General features: G+C 70.0%; 22 protein-coding genes. 7 read left to right on the top strand and 15 right to left on the bottom strand.

Going from position 1 to position 21,351, the window contains the following annotated elements:
• Positions 1 to 48: 48 nt before the first annotated feature.
• On the bottom strand, positions 49 to 1,272 hold the full coding sequence (hemW, locus tag AB0B97_RS30010; protein ID WP_357498471.1) for a radical SAM family heme chaperone HemW: 1,224 nt from the start codon (positions 1,270 to 1,272) through the stop codon (positions 49 to 51).
• Between the two features lie 19 nt (positions 1,273 to 1,291).
• Here hemW and AB0B97_RS30005 point away from each other — a divergent pair, with 19 nt between their 5' ends.
• Positions 1,292 to 2,101 carry an enoyl-CoA hydratase-related protein gene (locus AB0B97_RS30005; protein WP_234587200.1) on the top strand — a complete coding sequence of 270 codons (810 nt, stop codon included), beginning with the start codon at positions 1,292 to 1,294 and terminating at the stop codon, positions 2,099 to 2,101.
• 51 nt (positions 2,102 to 2,152) lie between these two features.
• On the opposite strand, the gene AB0B97_RS30000 is transcribed toward AB0B97_RS30005, so the two are convergent.
• Positions 2,153 to 2,917 carry an SDR family NAD(P)-dependent oxidoreductase gene (locus AB0B97_RS30000; protein WP_357498409.1) on the bottom strand — a complete coding sequence of 255 codons (765 nt, stop codon included), beginning with the start codon at positions 2,915 to 2,917 and terminating at the stop codon, positions 2,153 to 2,155.
• Between the two features lie 270 nt (positions 2,918 to 3,187).
• Between AB0B97_RS30000 and AB0B97_RS29995 the strand changes: the two genes are divergently transcribed.
• From AB0B97_RS29995 to AB0B97_RS29985, 3 genes are all read left to right on the top strand, one after another.
• The gene (locus AB0B97_RS29995; RefSeq protein WP_357498407.1) at positions 3,188 to 4,048 is read left to right on the top strand and encodes a hypothetical protein; all 861 of its coding nucleotides are present in this window, start codon (positions 3,188 to 3,190) and stop codon (positions 4,046 to 4,048) included.
• Between the two features lie 221 nt (positions 4,049 to 4,269).
• Positions 4,270 to 5,172: a phytanoyl-CoA dioxygenase family protein gene (locus tag AB0B97_RS29990; RefSeq protein WP_234587193.1), complete on the top strand. Its 903-nt coding sequence runs from the start codon at positions 4,270 to 4,272 to the stop codon at positions 5,170 to 5,172.
• 160 nt (positions 5,173 to 5,332) lie between these two features.
• The gene (locus AB0B97_RS29985) at positions 5,333 to 6,535 is read left to right on the top strand and encodes a low temperature requirement protein A (protein ID WP_357498404.1); all 1,203 of its coding nucleotides are present in this window, start codon (positions 5,333 to 5,335) and stop codon (positions 6,533 to 6,535) included.
• Between the two features lie 29 nt (positions 6,536 to 6,564).
• Here the strand turns inward: AB0B97_RS29985 and AB0B97_RS29980 are convergent, their stop codons facing one another.
• The 6 genes from AB0B97_RS29980 to AB0B97_RS29955 all read right to left on the bottom strand — a co-directional run bounded on the left by AB0B97_RS29980 (position 6,565) and on the right by AB0B97_RS29955 (position 11,322).
• Complete coding sequence (locus AB0B97_RS29980) at positions 6,565 to 7,758, bottom strand: low temperature requirement protein A (protein ID WP_357498402.1); 1,194 nt, start codon at positions 7,756 to 7,758, stop codon at positions 6,565 to 6,567.
• A gap of 154 nt (positions 7,759 to 7,912) precedes the next feature.
• On the bottom strand, positions 7,913 to 8,710 hold the full coding sequence (locus tag AB0B97_RS29975) for an ABC transporter permease (protein ID WP_234587187.1): 798 nt from the start codon (positions 8,708 to 8,710) through the stop codon (positions 7,913 to 7,915).
• Positions 8,710 to 9,630: an ATP-binding cassette domain-containing protein gene (locus AB0B97_RS29970; RefSeq protein ID WP_357498400.1), complete on the bottom strand. Its 921-nt coding sequence runs from the start codon at positions 9,628 to 9,630 to the stop codon at positions 8,710 to 8,712. Before AB0B97_RS29970 ends, AB0B97_RS29975 begins: the two co-directional genes overlap by 1 nt.
• On the bottom strand, positions 9,627 to 9,998 hold the full coding sequence (locus tag AB0B97_RS29965; RefSeq protein ID WP_357498397.1) for a hypothetical protein: 372 nt from the start codon (positions 9,996 to 9,998) through the stop codon (positions 9,627 to 9,629). Before AB0B97_RS29965 ends, AB0B97_RS29970 begins: the two co-directional genes overlap by 4 nt.
• On the bottom strand, positions 9,998 to 10,594 hold the full coding sequence (locus AB0B97_RS29960; RefSeq protein ID WP_357498469.1) for a helix-turn-helix domain-containing protein: 597 nt from the start codon (positions 10,592 to 10,594) through the stop codon (positions 9,998 to 10,000). Before AB0B97_RS29960 ends, AB0B97_RS29965 begins: the two co-directional genes overlap by 1 nt.
• Before the next feature lie 89 nt (positions 10,595 to 10,683).
• The gene (locus tag AB0B97_RS29955; protein ID WP_234587180.1) at positions 10,684 to 11,322 is read right to left on the bottom strand and encodes an MOSC domain-containing protein; all 639 of its coding nucleotides are present in this window, start codon (positions 11,320 to 11,322) and stop codon (positions 10,684 to 10,686) included.
• Between the two features lie 72 nt (positions 11,323 to 11,394).
• Between AB0B97_RS29955 and AB0B97_RS29950 the strand changes: the two genes are divergently transcribed.
• The 3 genes from AB0B97_RS29950 to AB0B97_RS29940 are packed head-to-tail and all read left to right on the top strand — an operon-like array spanning position 11,395 to position 13,778.
• Positions 11,395 to 12,192 carry an ATP-binding cassette domain-containing protein gene (locus AB0B97_RS29950; protein ID WP_357498394.1) on the top strand — a complete coding sequence of 266 codons (798 nt, stop codon included), beginning with the start codon at positions 11,395 to 11,397 and terminating at the stop codon, positions 12,190 to 12,192.
• The gene (locus tag AB0B97_RS29945; RefSeq protein WP_357498392.1) at positions 12,189 to 12,950 is read left to right on the top strand and encodes an ABC transporter permease; all 762 of its coding nucleotides are present in this window, start codon (positions 12,189 to 12,191) and stop codon (positions 12,948 to 12,950) included. Before AB0B97_RS29950 ends, AB0B97_RS29945 begins: the two co-directional genes overlap by 4 nt.
• Before the next feature lie 45 nt (positions 12,951 to 12,995).
• Positions 12,996 to 13,778: a MerR family transcriptional regulator gene (locus tag AB0B97_RS29940; protein WP_357498390.1), complete on the top strand. Its 783-nt coding sequence runs from the start codon at positions 12,996 to 12,998 to the stop codon at positions 13,776 to 13,778.
• Positions 13,779 to 13,794: 16 nt separating this feature from the next.
• Here the strand turns inward: AB0B97_RS29940 and AB0B97_RS29935 are convergent, their stop codons facing one another.
• The 7 genes from AB0B97_RS29935 to AB0B97_RS29905 form a co-directional block, all read right to left on the bottom strand.
• Positions 13,795 to 14,625 carry a carbohydrate ABC transporter permease gene (locus AB0B97_RS29935; protein WP_234587171.1) on the bottom strand — a complete coding sequence of 277 codons (831 nt, stop codon included), beginning with the start codon at positions 14,623 to 14,625 and terminating at the stop codon, positions 13,795 to 13,797.
• A complete protein-coding gene (locus AB0B97_RS29930) occupies positions 14,622 to 15,608 on the bottom strand; it encodes a sugar ABC transporter permease (protein ID WP_234587169.1) in 987 nt (328 codons plus the stop codon). The genes AB0B97_RS29935 and AB0B97_RS29930 overlap by 4 nt, the downstream gene beginning before the upstream one ends.
• Positions 15,605 to 16,891 (bottom strand): sugar ABC transporter substrate-binding protein, encoded by a 1,287-nt coding sequence (locus AB0B97_RS29925; protein WP_357498387.1) that lies wholly within the window; start codon positions 16,889 to 16,891, stop codon positions 15,605 to 15,607. Before AB0B97_RS29925 ends, AB0B97_RS29930 begins: the two co-directional genes overlap by 4 nt.
• A gap of 223 nt (positions 16,892 to 17,114) precedes the next feature.
• Entirely contained in the window at positions 17,115 to 17,399 is a 285-nt protein-coding gene (locus AB0B97_RS29920) for a transglycosylase (protein ID WP_007463997.1), read from the bottom strand.
• A 696-nt stretch (positions 17,400 to 18,095) separates the two neighbouring features.
• Positions 18,096 to 18,380, bottom strand: a complete 285-nt coding sequence (locus tag AB0B97_RS29915; RefSeq protein ID WP_007463997.1) for a transglycosylase — start codon at positions 18,378 to 18,380, stop codon at positions 18,096 to 18,098.
• Positions 18,381 to 18,803: 423 nt separating this feature from the next.
• Entirely contained in the window at positions 18,804 to 20,678 is a 1,875-nt protein-coding gene (gene lepA, locus AB0B97_RS29910; RefSeq protein ID WP_357498384.1) for a translation elongation factor 4, read from the bottom strand.
• Positions 20,679 to 20,795: 117 nt separating this feature from the next.
• Positions 20,796 to 21,332, bottom strand: coding sequence for a DUF4240 domain-containing protein (locus AB0B97_RS29905; RefSeq protein ID WP_357498382.1), 537 nt, complete (start codon positions 21,330 to 21,332; stop codon positions 20,796 to 20,798).
• Positions 21,333 to 21,351 lie beyond the last annotated feature (19 nt).

Here is a 21,351-nt window from a genome sequence, read left to right as displayed (position 1 = left end):
TCGCCCTGCCGGCGCGAGGCGCACCGCCGGTCGGGCGGCGCGTTCGGGTCAGGGCAGCAGGTCGCGGACGACCGCGTCGGCGAGCAGCCGCCCGCGCAGGGTGAGCACCGCCCGGCCGGCGGCGTAGTCCCCGGCGACCAGCAGACCGTCGGCGAGGGCCCGCTCGGCGCCGGCCCGGCCGGCCGCGTCGAGCACTGCCAGCGGCAGCCCGCTGGCGAGCCGCAGCCGGAGCATCACGTCCTCCATGTGCGCCTCGTCGGGGGTGAGCACCTCACGGGCCAGGCCGGGGGACGCGCCGGAGGCCAACCGCTGGGCGTACGTCGTGGGGTGCTTCACGTTCCACCAGCGCACCCCGCCGACGTGGCTGTGCGCCCCGGGGCCGAGCCCCCACCAGTCCGCGCCGGTCCAGTAGAGCAGGTTGTGCCGGCACCGGGCGTCGTCGGTGCGGGCCCAGTTGGACACCTCGTACCAGGACAGGCCGGCCGCGTCGAGGGCTGCCTCCGCGGCCAGGTAGCGGTCCGCGGCGACGTCGTCACTGGGGTACGCCAGCTCGCCGCGCCGCATCCGGGCGGCGAGCCGGGTGCCGTCCTCCACGATGAGGGCGTACGCGCTGACGTGGTCCACCCCGGCGGCGACCACCTGCTCCAGCGTGGCGGCGAAGTCCTCGGGCCGCTCGCCCGGCGTGCCGTAGATCAGGTCCAGGTTGACGTGCTCGAACCCGGCGTCGCGGGCCTCCAGGGCGGCGGCGGTGGCCCGACCGGCGCTGTGTGTGCGGTCCAGGATCGCCAGCACCCCCGGGGAGGCGGACTGCATGCCCAGCGAGATCCGGGTGTAGCCGGCCGCCCGCAGCCGCCGCAACGACTCCGGGGTGACCGACTCCGGGTTGGCCTCGGTGGTCACCTCGACGTCGGCGGCGAGCCCCCAGGTGCGGTCGATGCCGTCGAGGATGCGGGCCAGGTCGTCGGCGGGGAGCAGGGTGGGGGTGCCGCCGCCGACGAACACCGTGTCGACCCGGGGCGGCGGGCTGTCGCCGAGCACGCGGGCGGCGAGCGCCAGCTCGGCCAGCACGGTGTCGGCGTACGCCTCCCGGCTGGCGCCCCCGCCCAGCTCGGCTGCCGTGTAGGTGTTGAAGTCGCAGTAGCCGCAGCGGCTGGCGCAGAACGGAACGTGGACGTACACGCCGAAGCCGCGCGCGCCGACCGCCGAGGTGGCGGTGGCGGGCAGCGATCCGTCGACGGGGACGGTCTCACCATCTGGAAGGACGCCGGGCATGGCCACTAGTGTGCCCGGCATGACCTCTCCCGACGTCCTCGTGCGGGTCGCCACGGCCCGTGGGGTGACCACCCTCACCCTGGACAGCCCCCACAACCGCAATGCGCTCTCCACCGCCCTGATGACCCAGTTGCTGGCCGGGCTTGCCGAGGCGGTGGCCGACGACGCGGTCCGGGTGATCGTGCTGGACCACACGGGCCCGGTGTTCTGCGCGGGCGCGGACCTGAAGGAGACCGCCGCGGCGTACGCCAGCGGAACGGTGCCGGCCGGGATGCTGGGCGATGTGCTGGCGGCGCTCTGGGACTGCCCGAAGCCGGTGCTCGCGCGGGTCGCCGGGCCGGCCCGGGCCGGCGGGCTGGGCCTGATCGCGGCCGCCGACCTGGCGGTCTGCGCCGACGAGGCGACGTTCGCCTTCACCGAGGTGCGGATCGGGGTGATCCCGGCGGTGATCTCGGCGACCGTGCTGCCCCGCCTGCACCCGCGTGCCGCCGCCGAGCTGTACCTGACCGGCGACACCTTCGACGGCCGACGGGCCGCCGAGATCGGCCTGGTCACGGCCTCCGTGCCGGCGGACGGGCTGGACGACGCGGTACGGCGCTACTGCGACTCGCTGGTGCGCGGGGCACCCGGCGCGCTGGCCGGCGCGAAGGAGCTGCTGCGCCGGCCGGGCACCGCCGAGCTGCGGGCGGATCTGGCGCGGCTGTCCGCCCTCTCGACCGGGTACTTCCTCTCCGACGAGGGGCGCGAGGGCGTCCTGGCCTTTCGGGAAAAGAGATTGGCTCGATGGGCGGCCGTTCTGGAGGGCGGTTCCGCTGATCATGCCGGGTAGGGCCGGGACGCCACCGTCGCCCGGTGGCGTCCCGGCGTCCGTCCGGTCGGGTCACCAGGCGGTCGCGCCGCCGTCGACTGGGTAGTTGGCGCCGGTGATGTACGACGCCCGGTCGGACGCGAGGAAGACCACCAGCTCGGCGACCTCCTCCGGACGGGCGAAGCGCTTCAGGAGCGTCTTGGCCGTGATGGCGTCCCGGGCCGCCTGGTTGTCACCGAGGTCCCGCTCACTGGCGGGGGTGAGGATCGGGCCGGGGCTGACGGCCACCGCGCGGATGCCGTGGGGTGCGCCTTCGAGCGCGAGCTGCCGCGTCAGCCCGATGACGCCGGCGTTCGCGGCGGTGTGGCCCACCATCGGGGGGACCTGACCGGCGATCATGCCGGCCATCGAGGCGGCGTTGATGATGACGCCACCGCCGCGCCGGACCAGGTGCGGCCAGGCGAACTTCGACACGAGGTACGGGATGTCGAGTTCACCGGCGATGGTGTAGCGCCAGTCCTCGACCGAGAAGTCCGGCATCGGGCCGAACCGCAGCGCGGCGGCGTTGTTGTAGACCACGTCGAGCCCCCCGTGGACGGCTACGGCGTCCTCGACGAGTTTGCGGGCCTGTTCCGGGTCGGTCAGGTCGACCGGAGCGATGCTCGTCATCTCCCCACCGGCCGCCCGGACGAGGTCGACGGTCTCGTTGTTGCCGTCGATCTGGATGTCGGCCCCGACGACCTTGGCGCCCTCCCGGGCGAAGGTCAGCGCGGCGACGCGGCCCAGACCGCCGCCGGTGCCGGTGATGAGTACGACCTTGCCGTCCAGCGTGCCCATCGGACTCCTCCTTGCCTGGTCGGGGCCCGTTTCCCGGCCCCTGATTGACGTGTCAATCGCTCAAGTCCCTGAGCCGGTCAATCGCTTCCCGGCGTCCGCGGTCGGGTGATCCGGCAGACAGCCCCGAGCCCGGTCGGCGCGGCAGGTGAGTTCGGCCCCGGAGCGGGAACGTCCCGATCGGGTACGCGGCGGCAGCGCGGACCCCGAACCGGTCGGACGACCCGGACGACGCCGACGGGGACGTACGCTTGTCGAACTGTCGTTCAGGGGGTGTGGGTGCGAACTCGGGCAGCCGTGGCGGGTGGAGTGGTGCTCATCCTCGTCGCCGTGATCGCGATCTGGCTCGTCGTCCGGCAGGTCGGGGATCAACTGCGACTGCCGCTGGCGGGGCGCACCTGCACGGTCCAGGCCGACGGCCGGGTCGCGCTGGACGTCGAGCAGATGGCCAACGCGGCGACCATCGCGGCGATCGGCGCCCAGCGCGGGATGCCGGAGCGGGCCGTGGTGATCGCGCTGGCCACTGCCTACCAGGAGTCGGGTCTGCGCAACCTCGCCGACGGCGACCGGGACTCGGTAGGCCTGTTCCAGCAGCGCCCGAGTCAGGGCTGGGGCACGTCGGCGCAGATCCGCGACCCCCGCTACGCGGCCAACAGGTTCTACGCGGCGCTGAAGAAGGTGCGCGGCTGGGAGAAGATGCGGGTCACCGATGCCGCCCAGCGGGTGCAGCGCTCGGCGTTTCCCGAGGCGTACCAGAAGTGGGCCGACGACTCCGAGGTGCTCAGCAGGGCCCTGCTCGGCGATGTCACCGGCGCGGTGGCCTGCACTGTGGGGCGTACCCCGGTGATGCACGGCGCGGCGGCGGCCGCCCAGCTGACCCGCAACCTGGTGCTGGACTGGGGGGTGTCGGGCGCCGACCCGGCCAGCCAGACCGGCCTGGCGGTGACTGCCGACGACCAGCGCGACGGGTGGCGGTACGCGCACTGGCTGGTCTCGCACGCCCAGGACCACGGGGTGAAGCGGGTCCGCTTCGGTGACCTGGAATGGACCGCCCGCAACGGCACCTGGGGCCGGGTAACCGGCGGGCAGGGCCCGGCGGATCGGGTGGTGGCCGAGGTCTTCGCCGAAGGCTGACGACCCGGATCTCTTAACCGGCAGTGACCGCACAATCGGACATAAGCCCGCAGAACCAGCCGGCCATCAGGTGAATGTGACTCTCCGCACCCGTACCGCTGCGTGCGGTCCGACCGGGGGCCGCACCTGCACCGCTCGCCCTCCCACCGCTTAGGCACTCGCGTTACGATCGGCGGCCTGTGCCAGAAATGGTTTCACCTCATGGGGAGGGGTACGACGCGGTGTTCGATTACGGCGACCGGACCGGCTACGAACCGATCAGCGACACTGACCGCAAGGAGTTCCACGAGCAGGGGTTCCTCCTGCTGCGCAACGTCCTGACGGAGGACCACCGGGCGGCGCTGGAGGCGGCTGTCGACCGCGTCTACGCGGAGGAGCAGGCCAAGGGCAACACCAAGAAGGACGGCACGCTGCACCTGCTGGGCTTCCTGGAGCGTGACGAGCTCTTCGGCGAGCTGCTCACCCACCCGATCGCCTTCCCGTACATGTGGGGGCTGGCCGGCTGGAACATCTACACCCACCACAACCACCTGGACGTCACCCCGCCGGCCGCCGAGCCGGAGAAGCCCTACTGGGGCTGGCACCAGGACGGGTACCGGCAGAACTCCGACCCGGAGACGATGGACCCGAACCTGCCCCGGCCGATGTTCTCGCTGAAGGTGGCGTACGTGCTCTCGGACCTCTCCGAGACCGGCCGCGGCGCCACCAAGGTCATCCCGGGCAGCCACCTGTGGAACTCGCTGGACCGGCCCAAGGACCTGAGCGTGCACAACCCCGACCCGGAGGGCACGCTGGAGATCACGGCGAACCCGGGCGACGCGTTCATCTTCGACCGCCGGCAGTGGCACTCGCGCTCGACGAACCTGTCGACGATCACCCGCAAGATGCTCTTCGTCGGCTACACCTACCGGTGGATCCGGCCGCTCGACGAGCTGCACCCCGACCTGAACGGCGAGTGGTACCGCAACCGCACGCCCGTGCAGCGCCAGCTGATCGGCGAGGGCACCCACACCGCCAACTACTGGGGCATCAACTGGGACGGGTACGTCGACGACGAGATCCCGCTGCGCAAGGAGCTCAAGGAGCGCGGCCTGCTGGACCGCAACATCCCCTGGCTGCGCTGATCACCTGCGGCTGAAAACGGCCCCCCGCCACCGTTGGCGGGGGGCCGTTCCGTATCCGCTTCCGGTCCACCGGCTGCCGCACTGTCGGTAGCGTGACGGGTAGGCAGAGCCGGGGCGCAGCGCCTGCCCGGGGCGCGGGGTGGCACAGGAGGCAGCCGCGATGACGTCCGCTCCGCTCCCCCGGATCCTCCGCCGGCGCGGCGAGCCGGAATATCCGACCTTCCTGGAACTCTTCTTCGACCTGGTCTACATCTTCCTGCTCTCGCGGCTCTCCGCCAGTCTGGGCGAGAGCCTCACCGTGCGGAACGCGGCGCAGACCGCCGTCCTGCTGCTGGCCGCCTGGTGGGTCTGGGTGCTCACGGCGTGGCTCACCGACCTGTTCAACCCCCGACTGCCGATCATCCAGGCGACAGTCCTGCTGGTCATGCTCGGCACCCTGCTGATGGCGATCGCGACCCCGTACGCCTTCGGCCGGTACGGGTGGCTCTTCGTCGCGGCGTACTTCGGCATCCACCTGATCCGTGACGCCGTCCTGATCCCCGGCACCCGCGTCAATCGTCCGATCCAGGCCCGGAGCATCCGGGTCTTCTTCTGGTTCGGCATCACCGTGACGCCCTGGGTTGCCGGGGTGTTCGTCGACGAGACGGCTCGACTGGTGCTCTGGTCGCTCGCGGTGGCGGTCGATCTCGGCTCGGCACGGTTCGGCTGGCCGACGCCGGGGCTGGGCCGCACCGAGCTGGCCAGCCAGATCTTCACCGGGGTGCACCTCTCCGAGCGGCACCGGGCGATCTTCATCGTCGCGCTCGGCGAGTTGATCCTGAGCACCGGCACGGGGCTGGCCGGCAGCGGGTTCACCGCCGGTCAGGTGACCGCCAGCGCGGTCGCGTTCGTCAGCGCGGTCCTGCTGTTCCAGCTCTACTTCCAGCGCGTCCAGCGGATCCTGGCCCCACCGAGCGTCACGACTGTGGAGCGGGTCCGCTCCGGCACCTCCACCTCGTACACCCATCTGGTGATGGTGGCCGGGGTGGTGCTGGTCTCGACCGGCACCTCGATGGTCATTGCTCGGCCGTCCGGTCACACCCCGGTGGATGTGATGGTTGCCATCCTCGGCGGACCGGTGCTGTTCCTGTTCGGCAGCGTGCTGTTCGACGCCGTGGTGACGGCGCGGATTCTCTGGTCCCGGGTGCTGGCGATCGTGCTGCTGGCGGTCGTGCTGCTGTGCGCGCTTGTCGCGCCCGGCACGTTCCGTCTGCCGCCGTTGACCGTCCTGGTGGTGGCGAACCTGGTCCTGCTGCTCACCCTGGCCGGGGAAGGGCTGGCCGCCCGTCGCAGGCGGGCCGAGGTCACCGCGCCGGCCCGGTGAGGGGTCGCCCCCACCCGCCGCGCGGAGTCTCACCCCAGCATCGGCGGCGCCGGCGTACGCGTGTGTCGTCGGGTGCTGGCCAGGTTCGCCACGGCGATCAGGGCCAGCACGATCATGGCGAGCAGCGCGACAAGGATCGGCGGAAGCACGGGCGTGGCCGGCGCCAGGCACCCCAGCAGCACCACGCCGGCCAGCCGGGACCGCGAGATGCGTCCGAACACGGTGAAGTCGAGCAGGCCCCGGCCGATCAGGTACAACGCGGGGCTGCCGAGGATGACCGCGGCCCACGACGGCGGGGTCTCGCCCAACGGTCGATTCACCACGAGGTCGCTGGTGACCGCCGCCCCGGCGATGCCGGCCACCATGATCAGATGGGTGATCGCGGCGGACTGGGTGAGCAACGCCGGGTCGGTCGACCTGACGATCGCGTCGGTCAGCAGCTCACCGGCGCGGTAGATGTAGATCCGCCACATCAGCACCACAGTGCTGAACACCACGAGCAGAGCCCAGGCCCTCTCCAGCGTGTAATCGCTCCGGCTGAAGGTCGTCCCGGTCACGAAGATCGACACCCCGAGCGCGATGATGACGAACTGCCGGTAGCGCTCGGCCACCCGCGCGTGGACCAGCCGCCAGTCCCCCGGTCGTGAGCGGCCGATCCGGGGCAGCGGCCAGCCGCACACCGCCCCGACGTACTCGACGATGATCGCGAGCGCCCAGATCGACAACTGGCCCGAGCCGCCGACGAGCGCTCCGGCGATCCAGCCGACGCCGGTGACGCACTTCCAGGTCTGGATCCGGATGGTCGACCGCCGCAGGGGCCGGCCCTTCGAGACGACAACTGCGTAGTAGGCGGTGGTGCTGAGGGGAATGAACACGAAGGTGATCGCGAAGAGCAGCGCGCGATCGCCGTACGCCTCGGCCGCGATCGCCGCCAACAGCAGGCTGGCCGCCGCCACCGAGGTGAGATGCCCCTGCCCGGATGGACTGGTCAGGTCGATGGTGTCCGCGGTCCACACGCTCAGCGCCCAGACCATCGCGAACGCGAGCAGCAGCACCAGCACCTTGGCGACGCCGGTCCAGGTCAGGTCGTTGGCCAGGATGGTCGCCAAGGTGACCAGCGCGAAGACGTAGACGAGGTCGAAGAAGAGCTCCAGGAACGCCGGACGCTCCAGCGCCGGATCGGGTGCCGCTGCCGTGGCGCCGCCGTCCGTGGCCATCGACATCGCGCTTCACCCGGCCTCCACCGCATGCCCTCAAGGGGGACGATACGGGCAACCGCTCGCGTCCAACCCCGTCATCCGGTTCTTACCGGCCGCTGGCCACCCCAACGCTGGCGTGTCGCCTCGGCAACGCGGTCAGCCCCGCGCCTTCAGCCGGTCACGTGACGTCTCGACGCAGGGGCAGCAACAGGGCGATCGCCGAGGCGGCCACCGCGTACGCGGTGAGCAGGAGAGCGCCGGCCGCCGGCGGGAGCAGGTTGACGGTGCCGCTGCCGAGTTCCGTGGAGATGGCGTCGGCGACGTAGGTGAAATCGGTCAGCGCGGCGGTGGCTCCGCCGGGCAGGATCGGGTAGAGCGTGTTGACGCCCGGGATCATCATCAGCACCGGCTCCCCCACGTACAGATAGCCGATCACGACGCACAGCGCCGCGACCTGGTGGTGGATGAGAGCGCCCATCCCGGCCCCGAGGAGCAGGTAGACCACCATCGCGACGGCGATACGGCCGAGCAGCGCCAGCACCGTGGAGGCTGGCAGACCGAGTGGGACATCGCGGGCGGCGGCGACAGCGAACAGCGCCACCGCGGCGGTGCCCGCGAGAACGAGCCCGTACGCGAGGCCAACGACCGCGTACGTGGCGAGTTTGGCGGCGAGCACCCGCCCACGGCGCGGAGCGAAGAGAAAGGTGACCGCGGCGGTGCGGTGTCGGTACTCGGAGGTGACCGCCAGGGCCCCGGCGGCGGCCGGCACGAACGCGGTGTAGCCGAGAATGCCGAGGATCGCGCGGAGGCCGGCCTCGGTGTCCAGACCGGGCATCGGTGGATCGAAGTTCTCCGGTCCCGCCAGCGCCATGGCCCCGAACATGCCCCCGCCCAGCACAGCTGCGGCGAGCAGCAGGCCGCCCCACATGCGGGTGGCCAGCAGCCGGCGGAACTCCGCTCTGATCAGGTGGTTCATCAGCTGACCGCCTTGTTCGTGGTGAGGTGGAGGAAGAGTTCTTCGAGACTGGGAGTCTCGACGACCAGCTCGTGCACCCGAACGTGGTGGGCGGCGGCGAGATCGGCGATGCTCGGCGCGTCCAGCCCTCGCACCCGCAGCCGATCGGGCCGGACGGCTTCGACGTGCGGTGCCGTGCCGCCGTTGGGGGGGTCGGCCGTCAGAACGGCAGCGAGCGCGTCCGCGTCGGGTGAGGTGACCAGCACCGCTGGCGGGCCGGCGAGACGGGAACAGGGCCCGGCGGCGACGAGTTCGCCACGCCGGATCACCACGACGTCATCCACGAGCTGCTGGATCTCGCCGAGCGCGTGGCTGGAGATCAGGACGGTGCGGCCCTCGTCGGCGAACTGACGCAGAAAGCCGCGCAGCCACGACACGCCTTCCGGGTCCAGGCCGTTGCCGGGCTCGTCCAACAGCAGTACGCGGGGATCGCCGAGCAACGCCGTGGCGAGGTTGAGCCGCTGCCGCATGCCCGTGGAGAATCCTCGGGTGCGACGGTGTGCGGCCTCGGCGAGGCCGAGCAGGTCGAGCAGGGTGGTGACCCGGCTGTCCGGATATCCGCCCATCGCGGCGTAGACGCGCAGGTGGTCGCGGGCGGTGTGTCCAGGGTGGAACGCGTTGGCGTCGAACACGGCGCCGACAGTGCGCGAGGGCCGGGCCAGTTGGCCGTACGGCAGGCCCCCGATCGTGGCGGTGCCACTGGTCGGCGACACCAGCCCGGTCATCATGCGCATCGTGGTGGTCTTGCCGGCGCCGTTCGGGCCGAGGAATCCGGTGACCACACCGGGCTGCACGGTGAAGCTCAGATCATGCACGGCGGTCACGTCACTGTAGCGCTTTGTCAGGCACGACACCTCGATCGCGAGGTGGTCGCCGGTCACGCGCGGGCCGCCATGGCACGCGTGATCGTCTCCACGAGGCCTGGCGCGGCCGGGCTGGAGAGCACTACCTCGTCGAACTCGCCGCCTGCCGACGCCCGGTCCAGAACGAGGTGCAGCCCCGGTTCCGCACGGCGGGCTGCCACGAGCTGCCGAGGACCGCCGTACAGGCCCCATACTCCGATCTTGGCGAAGCCGGACACCACGTATCCCCGGCGGGCGCCACGGGCCAGACGGAGCGGGTTGTCCACCAGGGCGACGTGCCGCACCGCGGTGAGGGGCAGTGCGAACTGCTCCCGTCCGACCCAGACCCGCTCCCATCCGGTGAACCGAATGTCGATCACATCGTTGGTCACCATGACCGATGCCATCAGTCATCCCCTTTCGTCGTGTCGGAGTCGTCCGTCGGCGCAGGCGTGCGCCTGTCGGTCGTCGGCAGATCGGTGGGCAGCAGAACGGTCGCCAACAGTCGCGGTATCCGTTCACCGCCGGGCTGGTTGCCGAGCAGCGGGCCCACCAGTGCGGTGAGACCGGCGGCGAACTCGCCCAGTTCGGCGTCGGTCAGGTGCAGCACGAGTTGCTGATAGCCCACACCGTCGGCGGTGAAGTCGATCCGTTCCCGGGTGAGATAGCGGGAGAACTCCGACAGCAGACTCGACATGAACGCCGTGAAGTACCGCGCATGGTCCTCCGGCGTTGCCGTGGCGAGGGCCGCCGGGTCGAGCGTCGCGCCGTGCGCGGGCAACGCGTACACCCGCTCGACGGTGCCGCGAACCCTGCGTTCGTCAACCACCTCGACCAGCCCTGCCTTGACCAGGATCGCCAGGTGCCGGTACATCGTGGCCTGCGGGACATCGGGCAGCAGCTCAAGCAGCCCTTGTGTGGTCAGGCGCGTGCCCGCGACCGCACGCAGGATCCGGATCCGCACCGGATGCAGCGCCAGATCCGCCCAGCGCTCTCTCGACATCTCCACAACCGAACGGTATCACTCTCGATAATGAGAATGAAAGACCGTGTTCCACAACGAACGGCTGGGCGCTCGCGCCCCGACGTCGGCTAACGGGCGGCGAGACGGCGGCGGACCTTGTCCCGGATCGGCTCCGGCAGGTCGTCCGCGTCGAGCAGGCGGGGCAACAGCTCCGGCTCCAGGCTGGTCGCCCGGAACACCTCGCCGATGGTCACCCCGTGCGTGGGCCGCTCCACCACCTCGACCGGGTCGCCGGCACCCACCTCGCCCTCGCGCAACACCCGCAGGTACGCCCCCGGGGAGGCCCGCACGGTGAAGCGCCGGATCAGGTCGGGCACGCCCCAGAAGCCCGCGAACGTCGTGCAGGGGGTACGCGGCATCGTCACCTGGAGCACCGCCGTGCCCACCGCCCACTGTTCGCCGATGACCGCGCCGGTCACGTCGACGGCGTACGTGGTCAGGTTCTCCCCGAAGCCCCCCGAGCGGATCGACCGGCCGATCTCGGCCGACCACCACGCGGCGTCCTCCTCGGCGTACGCGTAGACGGCCTTGTCCGGCCCGCCGTGCACGGACCGCTCGCCGATGAAGTCACCGGCCAGGCCGCCGGCGAGCACCGCCACCGGCCCGTCGACCGATCGCTTGTCGATGCCGCTGCGACCGCTCGCGTCGCCCGCCCACGCCGCCTCGGTCACGATGCCGAGATTCACCGCTGCCACCCTGCCCGTCATGGCGGACAGCCTAGGTGAATCCGCGGTCCGGGCTTGACCTTGACGCTGCGTCAACCCTCCATGCTGACTGCCATGAGCATCCCGCCAACAACCGACCAGGTCGAGCAGACCGTGATACACGTGCAGGGCCTGGAGAAATCGTTCAAGCAACTGAAGGTGCTGCGCGGCGTGGACATCGACGTCGCGCGCGGCAGCATCTTCGCCCTGCTCGGCTCCAACGGGGCAGGCAAGACCACTGTGGTGAAGATCCTGTCCACGCTGCTCAAGGCCGACGGGGGAACCGCCCGGGTCAACGGTTTCGACGTCGCGACGCAGGCCGCCGAGGTGCGCGAGTCGATCAGTCTCACCGGGCAGTTCGCGGCGGTCGACGAGATCCTCACCGGACGGGAGAACCTCGTCCTGGTCGCCCGGCTCAGGCACCTCAAGGACCCGGGCGCCATCGCGGACGACCTGCTGCGGCGCTTCTCGTTGACCGAGGCGGGCACCCGGAGGGTGGCGACGTACTCCGGTGGCATGCGCCGCCGGCTGGACATCGCGATGAGCCTCATCGGCAACCCACCGGTGATCTTCCTCGACGAGCCGACGACCGGGCTGGACCCGGAGGCACGCATCGAGGTGTGGCAGGCCGTCAAGGATCTGGCCGAGGCGGGTACGACAGTCCTGCTCACCACCCAGTACCTCGACGAGGCGGAGCACCTGGCCGACCGGATCGCGATCCTGCACGAGGGCCGGATCATCGTGAACGGCACCCTCGACGAGCTCAAGCAGCTCCTCCCACCCGCGACGATCGAGTACGTCGAGAAGCAGCCGAGCCTGGAGGACGTCTTCCTCACCCTCGTCGGCGCCCGAACCCACAAGGAACAACGATGAACAGGCATTTCGTCGGCGACACCGCCGTTCTCCTCGGACGCTCGCTGCGCCACATCGCCCGCAGCCCGGACACCATCATCACCACCGCGATCATGCCGATCGCCTTCATGCTGCTGTTCGTCTACGTCTTCGGCGGCGCGATCGAGACCGGGACCGACTCGTACGTGAAGTACCTGCTGCCCGGCATCCTGGTCATCACGATCGCCTCGGGCATCTCCTACACCGCCTTCCGGCTCTTCCTGGACATGAAGGGCGGCATCTTCGAACGGTTCCAGTCCATGCCGGTCGCCCGGTCATCCGTGCTGTGGGCGCACGTCCTGACCTCACTGGTCGCCAACCTGATCTCGCTCGTCGTCGTCGTCGGCGTCGCCCTGATCATGGGCTTCCGGACGGGGGCGGGGGTGTCGCAGTGGCTCGCGGTCGCCGGCATCCTGGTCCTGTTCACCCTGGCGCTGACCTGGATCGCCGTGATCCCCGGCCTCACCGCGAAGACGGTGGACGGCGCGAGCGCGTTCTCCTATCCGCTCATCTTCCTGCCGTTCGTCAGCTCCGCCTTCGTGCCCACCGGGTCCATGCCCGGCCCGGTGCGCGCCTTCGCCGAGCACCAGCCGGTGACCTCCATCGTCAACGCGATCCGGGACCTGTTCAGCCAACAGCCGGTCGGCACGGACATCTGGATCGCCCTCGCCTGGTGCGTCGGCATCCTCGTCCTCGCCTACCTGTTCGCCAACGTCACCTACCGTCGCAGGATCTCCTGAGCTGGCTGGCGTACCGGACAAGGTGAGTGAGAGCAGGATCAGAGCATGCTGACGATCAGTCAACTCGCGGCGTACGCCGGCGTCACGGTGCGGGCGGTGCGGCACTACCACCAGATCGGACTGCTGCCCGAGCCGGAGCGGGACGCATCGGGCTACCGGCGCTACGGCGCGACGGCTGTCGTGTCCCTCATCAAGATCCGCACCCTCGCCGACGCCGGCGTGCCGCTGTCGCAGATCAGTCGGATGCTCGACGCCGACCCGTCAGCCTTCGCCGAAGCGATCCGGACCATCGACGGCAACCTGCGCGACGAGATCGAGCGGCTGCAGACCAGCCGCACACACATCGCGCAGCTCACCGCCGGGGACAGCCTGGCGCTCCCACCGGAGGTCGCCGCCTATCTCGACCGGCTCCGGGCCATCGGGGCGTCACAGCGGATGGTGGAGGCCGAACGCGACGGGTGGATCCTGGTGGCGGCGCGCTGGCCCGACCGCATCGTCGAGTGGATGCCCGGCAAGAGCGCCGCTCTCGATGATCCGCAGGTCGTCCGGCTCTACCGGGTGCTCTCGGAGATCTTCGACGGTGACGAGCAGGACGACCCGCGGCTGGCCGAGGCCGCCGACATCATGGCCTGCCTGGCGGAGCAGGCGTACGCCGCCGGCGATTTCCTGCACGCCGAGGAGGCCGACGACGACATTCCGCACGACCTGATCGACGCCCTCGCCGACGAGGCGGACCCGCGGGCGCAGCGGCTGCGGGAGCTGATGCGCGAGCGGGGTTGGTCCGGTTGGAACCGGATGGAGCGGCTCGCCGAGCCGCCCCGCAAATGACCGCCGGCCGGCGCGGTCAGCCCTTGACGGCGCCGGCCACGAGGCCGGAGACCATCCGTCGCTGCACCAGCAGGAAGAAGATGATGACCGGCAGGGTGAACAGGGTGGAGGCGGCCATGACCGGCCCCCAGTTGGTGTCGTCGCGGCCGAAGAAGAACGTCATCGCCACCGGCAGCGTGTAGCGGCCCTGGTCGTTGATGAACGTCAACGCGAAGATCAGCTCGTTCCACGCGGTGATGAAGGAGAAGATGCTGGTGGCGACCAGGCCGGGCGCGACCAGCGGGAACAGCACCCGCCGGAACGTCTGGGCCCGGCTCGCGCCGTCGATCGCCGCCGCCTCCTCCAACTCCTTGGGCACGGCGGCGACGAACCCGCGCAGCATCCAGACCGCGAACGGCAGCGAGAAGCCGAGGTACGTGAGGATCAGGCTGGGCAGGGTGTTGTAGAGCCCGAGCCGCTGGATCATCAGGAACAGCGGGATGACCAGCGCCTCCAGCGGGATCATCTGCACCACGAGCAGCATGATCAGGAAGCTGGTCCGCAGTTTGAAGCGGAACCGGGCCACCGCCGTCGCGGCGAGCAGGGCGACCAGGCCGCTGAGCACCACAGTGGACACGGCGACGATCGCGCTGTTGACGAAGAAGTCCAGGAAGCTGACGCCGGGGATCAGGTTGCCGGTCAGGATCTCCCGGTAGTGCGCCAGCGTCGGGTGGGCCGGCACCGGCTGCGGGGTGGACGAGAAGATCTCGCTGCTCGGCTTCAACGAGGTCGAGATCATCCAGTAGACCGGGAACGCCGCGAAGAGCGCGACCAGCAGCCCGGCCGCGTTGAGGGCCACCTTCTTCACGACTCGTCCTCCTGCCTGAGCACCATCCGTACGTAGAAGCCGGTCACCACGAGCAGGATCAGCGTGAGGATCACCGCGATCGCCGCGCCGAGGCCGTACTTCGGCGGCGGGGAGAAGGCTTCGGCGTACGAGTAGATGGAGAGCATGAACGTCGGCCGGTCCTGGGTGCCGCCGGCCAGGACGAACTGCTGGGTGAAGACCTTGAAGTCCCAGATGGTGGAGAGCACGATCAGGATTCCGAAGACCGGCCGCAACAGCGGGAACGTGATCTTCCAGAAGACCCGCCACGGGCTGGCGCCGTCCACCCGGGCCGCCTCGTGCAGCTCACTCGGCACGCTCTTCAGGCCGGCGAGCACGCTCACCGCGATGAACGGGAACGAGTGCCAGACCACCACCAGGGTGAGGATGGCGAAGAAGAGCAGCGGCGAGTTGAACCAGCCGTAGCCGGTCCAGTCGCTGCGGCCGAACAGCGCCTGGGAGAACCCGTCCGGCAACGCGTTGAACAGCCAGGTGACCAGGCCACTGGTGTCGTCGAAGATCCACTTCCAGACGATCGTGCCGGTCAGCGCCGGGGTGGCCCAGGCGAGCATCACGCAACTGGCCACGAAGGTGGCCATTTTGCGGCCGAGCCGGTTGAGCAGCAGCCCGACCAGAGTGCCGAGCACCATCGTGAGCAGCACGTTCGCCGCGGCGAACAGCACCGTGTTGCGCAGCACCGTCAAGAAGAACGGGTCGGAGAGGATGTCGGTGTAGTTGCCGAGCCCCACCCACGGCCACTCCCGGTCGCCGCGCAACTGCCGGACGCTGTTGAGCCGGTAGAAGGACATCGCCACCACCTGGCCGAGCGGCCAGAGCAGCAGCACCCCGATGATGACGAGTGCGGGCAGGAGCAGCAGGTAGGGCAGGCGGTCCACCGGGCGACGCCGCCGCGCGGGGGTCTCCCGCGCGGCGGACGTCTCCGGCACCTCGGTCAGCGTGGTCACTTGGAGTTGAGGATGCTTTCCATCTCACCGGCCGCGTCAGCGGTAGCCTTCTCGACCGTCTTCTGACCCTTCATGACCGAGCTGTTCATCGCCTGGGTCACCGTCTTCGTCCGGCTGACCTCCACCCACTTCGGGGTGAGCGGCGTGAGCTTGCTGTTCTGCATGGTGGTGGCGAACGCCGCCATGACCTTGTCGTTGGCGTACGTGTCACCGGCGACGAGGTCCTTGTAGACCGGGAAGAAGCCGAGGCTGCTCGCGAAGCTCTGCGCGTTCTTCTTGTTCAGCAGCACGGTCAGGTAGTCCCAGGCCAGATCCTGGCGCTCGCTGTCCTTCCAGATCGCCACGTCCGAACCACCGGCGAAGCCGGGCGCTGCCTTGCCGTCCGGGCCGGGGATCGGGAACGTACCCCAGACCTTCTCGATCTCGGGGTTGTCCTTCTTGATGGCGCCCTGCTGCCAGCTACCGGCGAACGCCATGGCGGCCTTGCCGGTGGCGAACTGGGTACGCGCGTCGATCTCGTTCCAACCGGCGGCGGCCGGCGGGGCCACCTTGTGGACGGTCACGAGGTCGGTCCAGTACTTGACGGCCCGCTGCGCCTCCGGCGTCGTGTAGCCGGACTTCCAGGCGCCGCCCTGGTTGGTCGCGATCTCCGCGCCCGCGCCCCAGAGGAAGGAGTAGAAGGGCAGCTCGGAGTTGCCCGGCAGCGCGATGCCGTAGGTGCCCGGCTTCTTCGCCTGCACGGCCTTGGCCACCGTGACCAGGTCGTCCCAGGTCTTCGGCGGCTGGACACCGGCCTCGGCGAACCAGTCGGTGCGGTAGTAGATCGCCCGCACGCCCGCGTACCAGGGGACGCCGTACTGCTTGCCGTCGAGCTGCGCGTTGCGGACCAGGTCGGGCAGCAGGTCCTTGCCGTCGGCCCAGCCGCCCATCCGGCCGCTGACGTCGGCGAGCGCCTCCTGCGCGGCCCAACCCTGGGTCTCGGTGTTGCCCAGCTCGGTGATGTCCGGTCCCTCACCACCGGCGAGCGCGGCCTGGAACTTCTTGGGCGCCTCCAGCCAGGGGATGTACTGCACGACCACATCGGTGTCGGGGTGCTTCTGGCGGAACTCCGCCTCGACGCCGTCGAGGAACTTGTTCTGCGCGTCGCCGCCCTCGCCCATCATCCAGACCGTGAGCTTGCTGTCGTCGCCCGCCTTGTCGTCGGAGCCTCCACAGCCGGTCAGCACCATCGCGGCCGAGGCCACCACGGCGGTGACCGGGGCCAGCCGCTTCCACCTGTTCACGCCACTTCTCCCCTCGCGCCGCCTGGAACTTACCTTCTCCGCCGCACCTTAGTACGAAGAAATCCTTTACGACAGTGGGCGGGGAGGCCGAAGCGTCGCGACCGTACCGCAGGGAACCGACCCGACGGGTCGTGGCGTAGGGCCGAATCTGGGCACTTCACCACGAAAGAGCGCCCGACCAGTGGTCGGGCGCCCTTTTCCGTGGTGCGGTGATGCCAGGTTGTTACCGGGTGACGCGGCGGCGGCCACCCACGCCGGCGACCAGCGCGACAGCGATCGCGGCAACCACGACCTGCACCAGCAGCTCGGTCCAGTCGATACCGGCGGTCTCGGTCGCGATACCCATCGCCCGCGCCAGCACCGTGCCCAGCAGAGCCGCACCGACACCGATCAGCAGGTGCAGCCACATCGGCATGTTCTGCCGACCCGGAACAACCAGGCGGCCGAGCGCCCCGACGATGAGACCAACAACGATGGCAGTGATGATGCCCCACACGGTGAGCTCCACGGTCGCCCTCCTTCTAAGAATGTCTGACACACAATGTGTGCTTCCTGTCGTGACGACTTAGTTCCCGACCCACCGAAAAACCAAACCGACTTCGTCGCCCAGACGATCACGACTTGGCCAACAACGGCACGTTCCACCGGGCGACGCGTCCGCCTCGCGCATCGGCCGGGCCGTGCACCACGCCGCGGCGTGATCGACTCCCCTTCGGCGATATCGCCGGTCACCCGACTCCCGCCATCGGCGCCGTGGAGCCCGAGCACGCCGGCAGCGTGATCGACCGGGCTGAGCGCGCGGTCAGCCGCCGAAGTGCTGCGCATCATCGCCACGAACGTCGCACGACTGCGCGAGGACGCTCTGCCAGGCGATTCCGGCGCTGCCACCCGTCCCGTTCAGCCGCGCCCGCGGGCGCTCCGGCCGGGTGGCGCGGGGGTCGCGCGGCGGGTCGTGCGGGTCGCGCGGGGGTCGACTCCACTGCGCCGGGCCACGCGGGCCGCGCACGAGCATGATCGACCCCACTGCGCCGAGGTGGCGGTGTCCGGCGAACCGGATGCCACCACTTCGGCGCACTGGAGTCGATCGGTGCGGAGCGATAAACACCAACAGGCGCTCCACCCGCCGACCCGACAAACGCCGAGGGGCGCCCGGCCTGTCGGCCGGGCGCCCCTCGGAAGTGGTTCGGTGTTACCTGTGCTGGTGTTATCGCGTGACGCGGCGGCGGCCACCCACACCGGCGACCAGCGCGACAGCGATCGCGGCAACCACGACCTGCACCAGCAGCTCGGTCCAGTCGATACCGGCGGTCTCGGTCGCGATACCCATCGCCCGCGCCAGCACCGTGCCCAGCAGAGCCGCACCGACACCGATCAGCAGGTGCAGCCACATCGGCATGTTCTGCCGACCCGGAACAACCAGGCGGCCGAGCGCCCCGACGATGAGACCAACAACGATGGCAGTGATGATGCCCCACACGGTGAGCTCCACGGTCGCCCTCCTTCTAAGAATGTCTGACACACAATGTGTGCTTCCTGTCGTGACGACTAAGTTCCCGACCCAGCGAAAAACCAAACCGACTCAGCCGCACAGAAGTTGCCGGCGTCGATGCCGAACGGCTGCGTCGATTGGGGTGGGAGCGCGTCCACACAGGTCAGGCAACATGTTGCCCAGGGCGACGACCCCGCCTCACGGCCAAAAAAATTCCTCCACCATCGACCCGCCCGGGCGGGCCTACGCCCACCCGGGCCGGTGATCAAGAGGTTCGCGTCAGGATCCGGACCTCAACTGACACAAACCTCTTGATCACCGGGACACAGGAGGCGTCACCGGGACGCAGGAGGCGTCACCGGAGCGCAGGAGGCAGGTACCGGGACGCAGGAGGCGGGACCGGGGGGACCGGGGACGGGGGGCTTACTTCTTTGGGGCCTTGGTGTCGCCGGAGTCGGAGGACAGGGCGGCGATGAAGGCTTCCTGCGGCACCTCGACGCGGCCGACCATCTTCATCCGCTTCTTGCCTTCCTTCTGCTTCTCCAGCAGCTTGCGCTTACGGCTGATGTCACCGCCGTAGCACTTGGCGAGGACGTCCTTGCGGATCGCGCGGATGGTCTCCCGGGCGATGACCCGGCTGCCGATGGCGGCCTGGATGGGCACCTCGAACTGCTGGCGCGGGATCAGGGTGCGCAGCTTGGCGGCGATGGTGACGCCGTAGTTGTACGCCTTGTCCTTGTGCACGATGGCGCTGAACGCGTCCACCGGCTCGCCGTGCAGCAGGATGTCCACCTTCACCAGGTCGGACGCCTGCTCGCCGGACGGCTCGTAGTCGAGTGAGGCGTAGCCCTTGGTCCGGCTCTTCAACTGGTCGAAGAAGTCGTAGATGATCTCGGCGAGGGGCAGCGTGTAGCGCAGCTCCACCCGGTCGGCGGAGAGGTAGTCCATCCCGAGCAGGCTGCCGCGCCGGCCCTGGCAGAGCTCCATCACCGCGCCCACGTAGTCGTTGGGCGTCAGGACGGTGGCTCGGACCACCGGCTCGTACACCTCGGCGATCTTGCCGTTGGGGTACTCGCTGGGGTTGGTGACGACGATCTCGGCGCCGTCGTCGGTGATCGCCCGGTACACCACGTTGGGGGCGGTGGAGATCAGGTCGAGGTTGTACTCGCGCTCCAGCCGCTCCCGGATGATCTCCAGGTGGAGCAGGCCGAGGAAGCCGCAGCGGAAGCCGAAGCCGAGCGCGCCGGAGGTTTCCGGCTCGTAGTCCAGGGCGGCGTCGTTGAGCTTGAGCTTGTCCAGGGCCTCACGCAGGTTCGGGTAGTCGGACCCGTCGATCGGGTAGAGGCCGGAGTAGACCATCGGCTTCGGGTCCTTGTAGCCACCGAGCGCCTCGGCGGCCGGCCGGCTGTTGATGGTGACCGTGTCACCGACCCGGGACTGCCGGACGTCCTTCACGCCGGTGATCAGGTAGCCGACCTCGCCGACGCCGAGCGCCTCGGCCTTGACCATCTCCGGTGAGATGACACCGATCTCCAGCAGCTCGTGCACCGCTCCGGTGGACATCATCTTGATCCGGTCGCGGGCGCTGATCCGGCCGTCGATGACCCGGACGTAGGTGACGACGCCGCGGTAGACGTCGTACACCGAGTCGAAGATCATCGCCCGGGCGGGCGCCTCGGCGTCGCCGACCGGCGGGATGAACTGCCGGACGATCTCGTCGAGCAGGTGCGGCACGCCCTCGCCGGTCTTGCCGGAGACCCGGATGCAGTCGGCGGGGTCGCCGCCGATCAGGTGGGCCAGCTCCTCGGCGTACTTCTCCGGCTGGGCGGCCGGCAGGTCGATCTTGTTGAGCACCGGGATGATGCGCAGGTCGTTCTCGAGCGCCAGGTAGAGGTTGGCCAGGGTCTGCGCCTCGATGCCCTGCGCGGCGTCGACAAGCAGCACGGCGCCCTCGCAGGCGGCCAGCGACCGGGACACCTCGTAGGTGAAGTCGACGTGCCCCGGGGTGTCGATCATGTTGAGCACCGCGTGCTCACCGGCCCGCTCGCCCTCGCGGATGGTCCACGGCATCCGGACGGCCTGGCTCTTGATGGTGATGCCGCGCTCGCGCTCGATGTCCATCCGGTCCAGGTACTGCGCGCGCATCTGCCGCGGGTCGACCACGCCGGTGAGCTGCAACATCCGGTCGGCCAGGGTCGACTTCCCGTGGTCGATGTGGGCGATGATGCCGAAGTTCCGGATGCGACCGGGGTCGGTGGCACCAGGGGCGTTCGCGCCGGGATCGAGCTTCGGTGGCACAGCGGTCCGTTCTGGTCGGCTGACGTGAACAGGCCGGCGCACCGCCGGCCCCCTCCATGTTCCCACGCCGCCGGGGTACGCCCACTGCGCGGGCGACGGATCGGTCCCGAGGACCTCTCACTCCAGGGGCGGCTCGACGAACAGCGCGGCCAGCCGGGGCAGGCGGCGGCGGGCCTCCTCCTCGTCGTCGAAGTCCCAGAAGTCGTTGAGATCGGGCGTACGCACCGGCTCGCGGTCCTCCGGCAGCTCCGACGCGGTGGCCTTGCGGTACGCGTCCCAGGGCACCGAGAGCATCTGCTCGGCGGAGAACTCCTCCCCGCTGAGCGAGGCGGCCCGCACCTGGGGCAGTTCGGCCAGCGAGTCGGGGTCGCCGACCGCGCGGGCGAAGACCGCCCGCCCCTGGGTCATCAGCCAGCCCCGGAAGTGCTCGAAGCCGTCCGCCGACGCGCCGCCGTTGATCAGGTACGCCGCACCCCACAGATCCGCCTTGTGCGAGGCCGCCAGCACCCGCCGCTGGTGGTGGGCGTACCCGACGATGTCCTCCGGGTCGCGCTCGGCGAGCAGCGCGATGGCCCGCGCGGCGACCGGCCCGGGCTCTCCCCCGCCTCCGGCGCGGGCCTGGTCGATCAGCTGCCAGAAGTCCTCGGTCCTCATGGCTTGGCAGTCTGGCAGT

Origin of the sequence: Micromonospora sp. NPDC049004, assembly GCF_040649315.1 — a bacterium.
Taxonomy (GTDB): Bacteria; Actinomycetota; Actinomycetes; order Mycobacteriales; family Micromonosporaceae; genus Micromonospora.
Note: the sequence above shows the minus strand (reverse complement) of the source record. Positions and strands in the feature narration are given on the sequence as shown.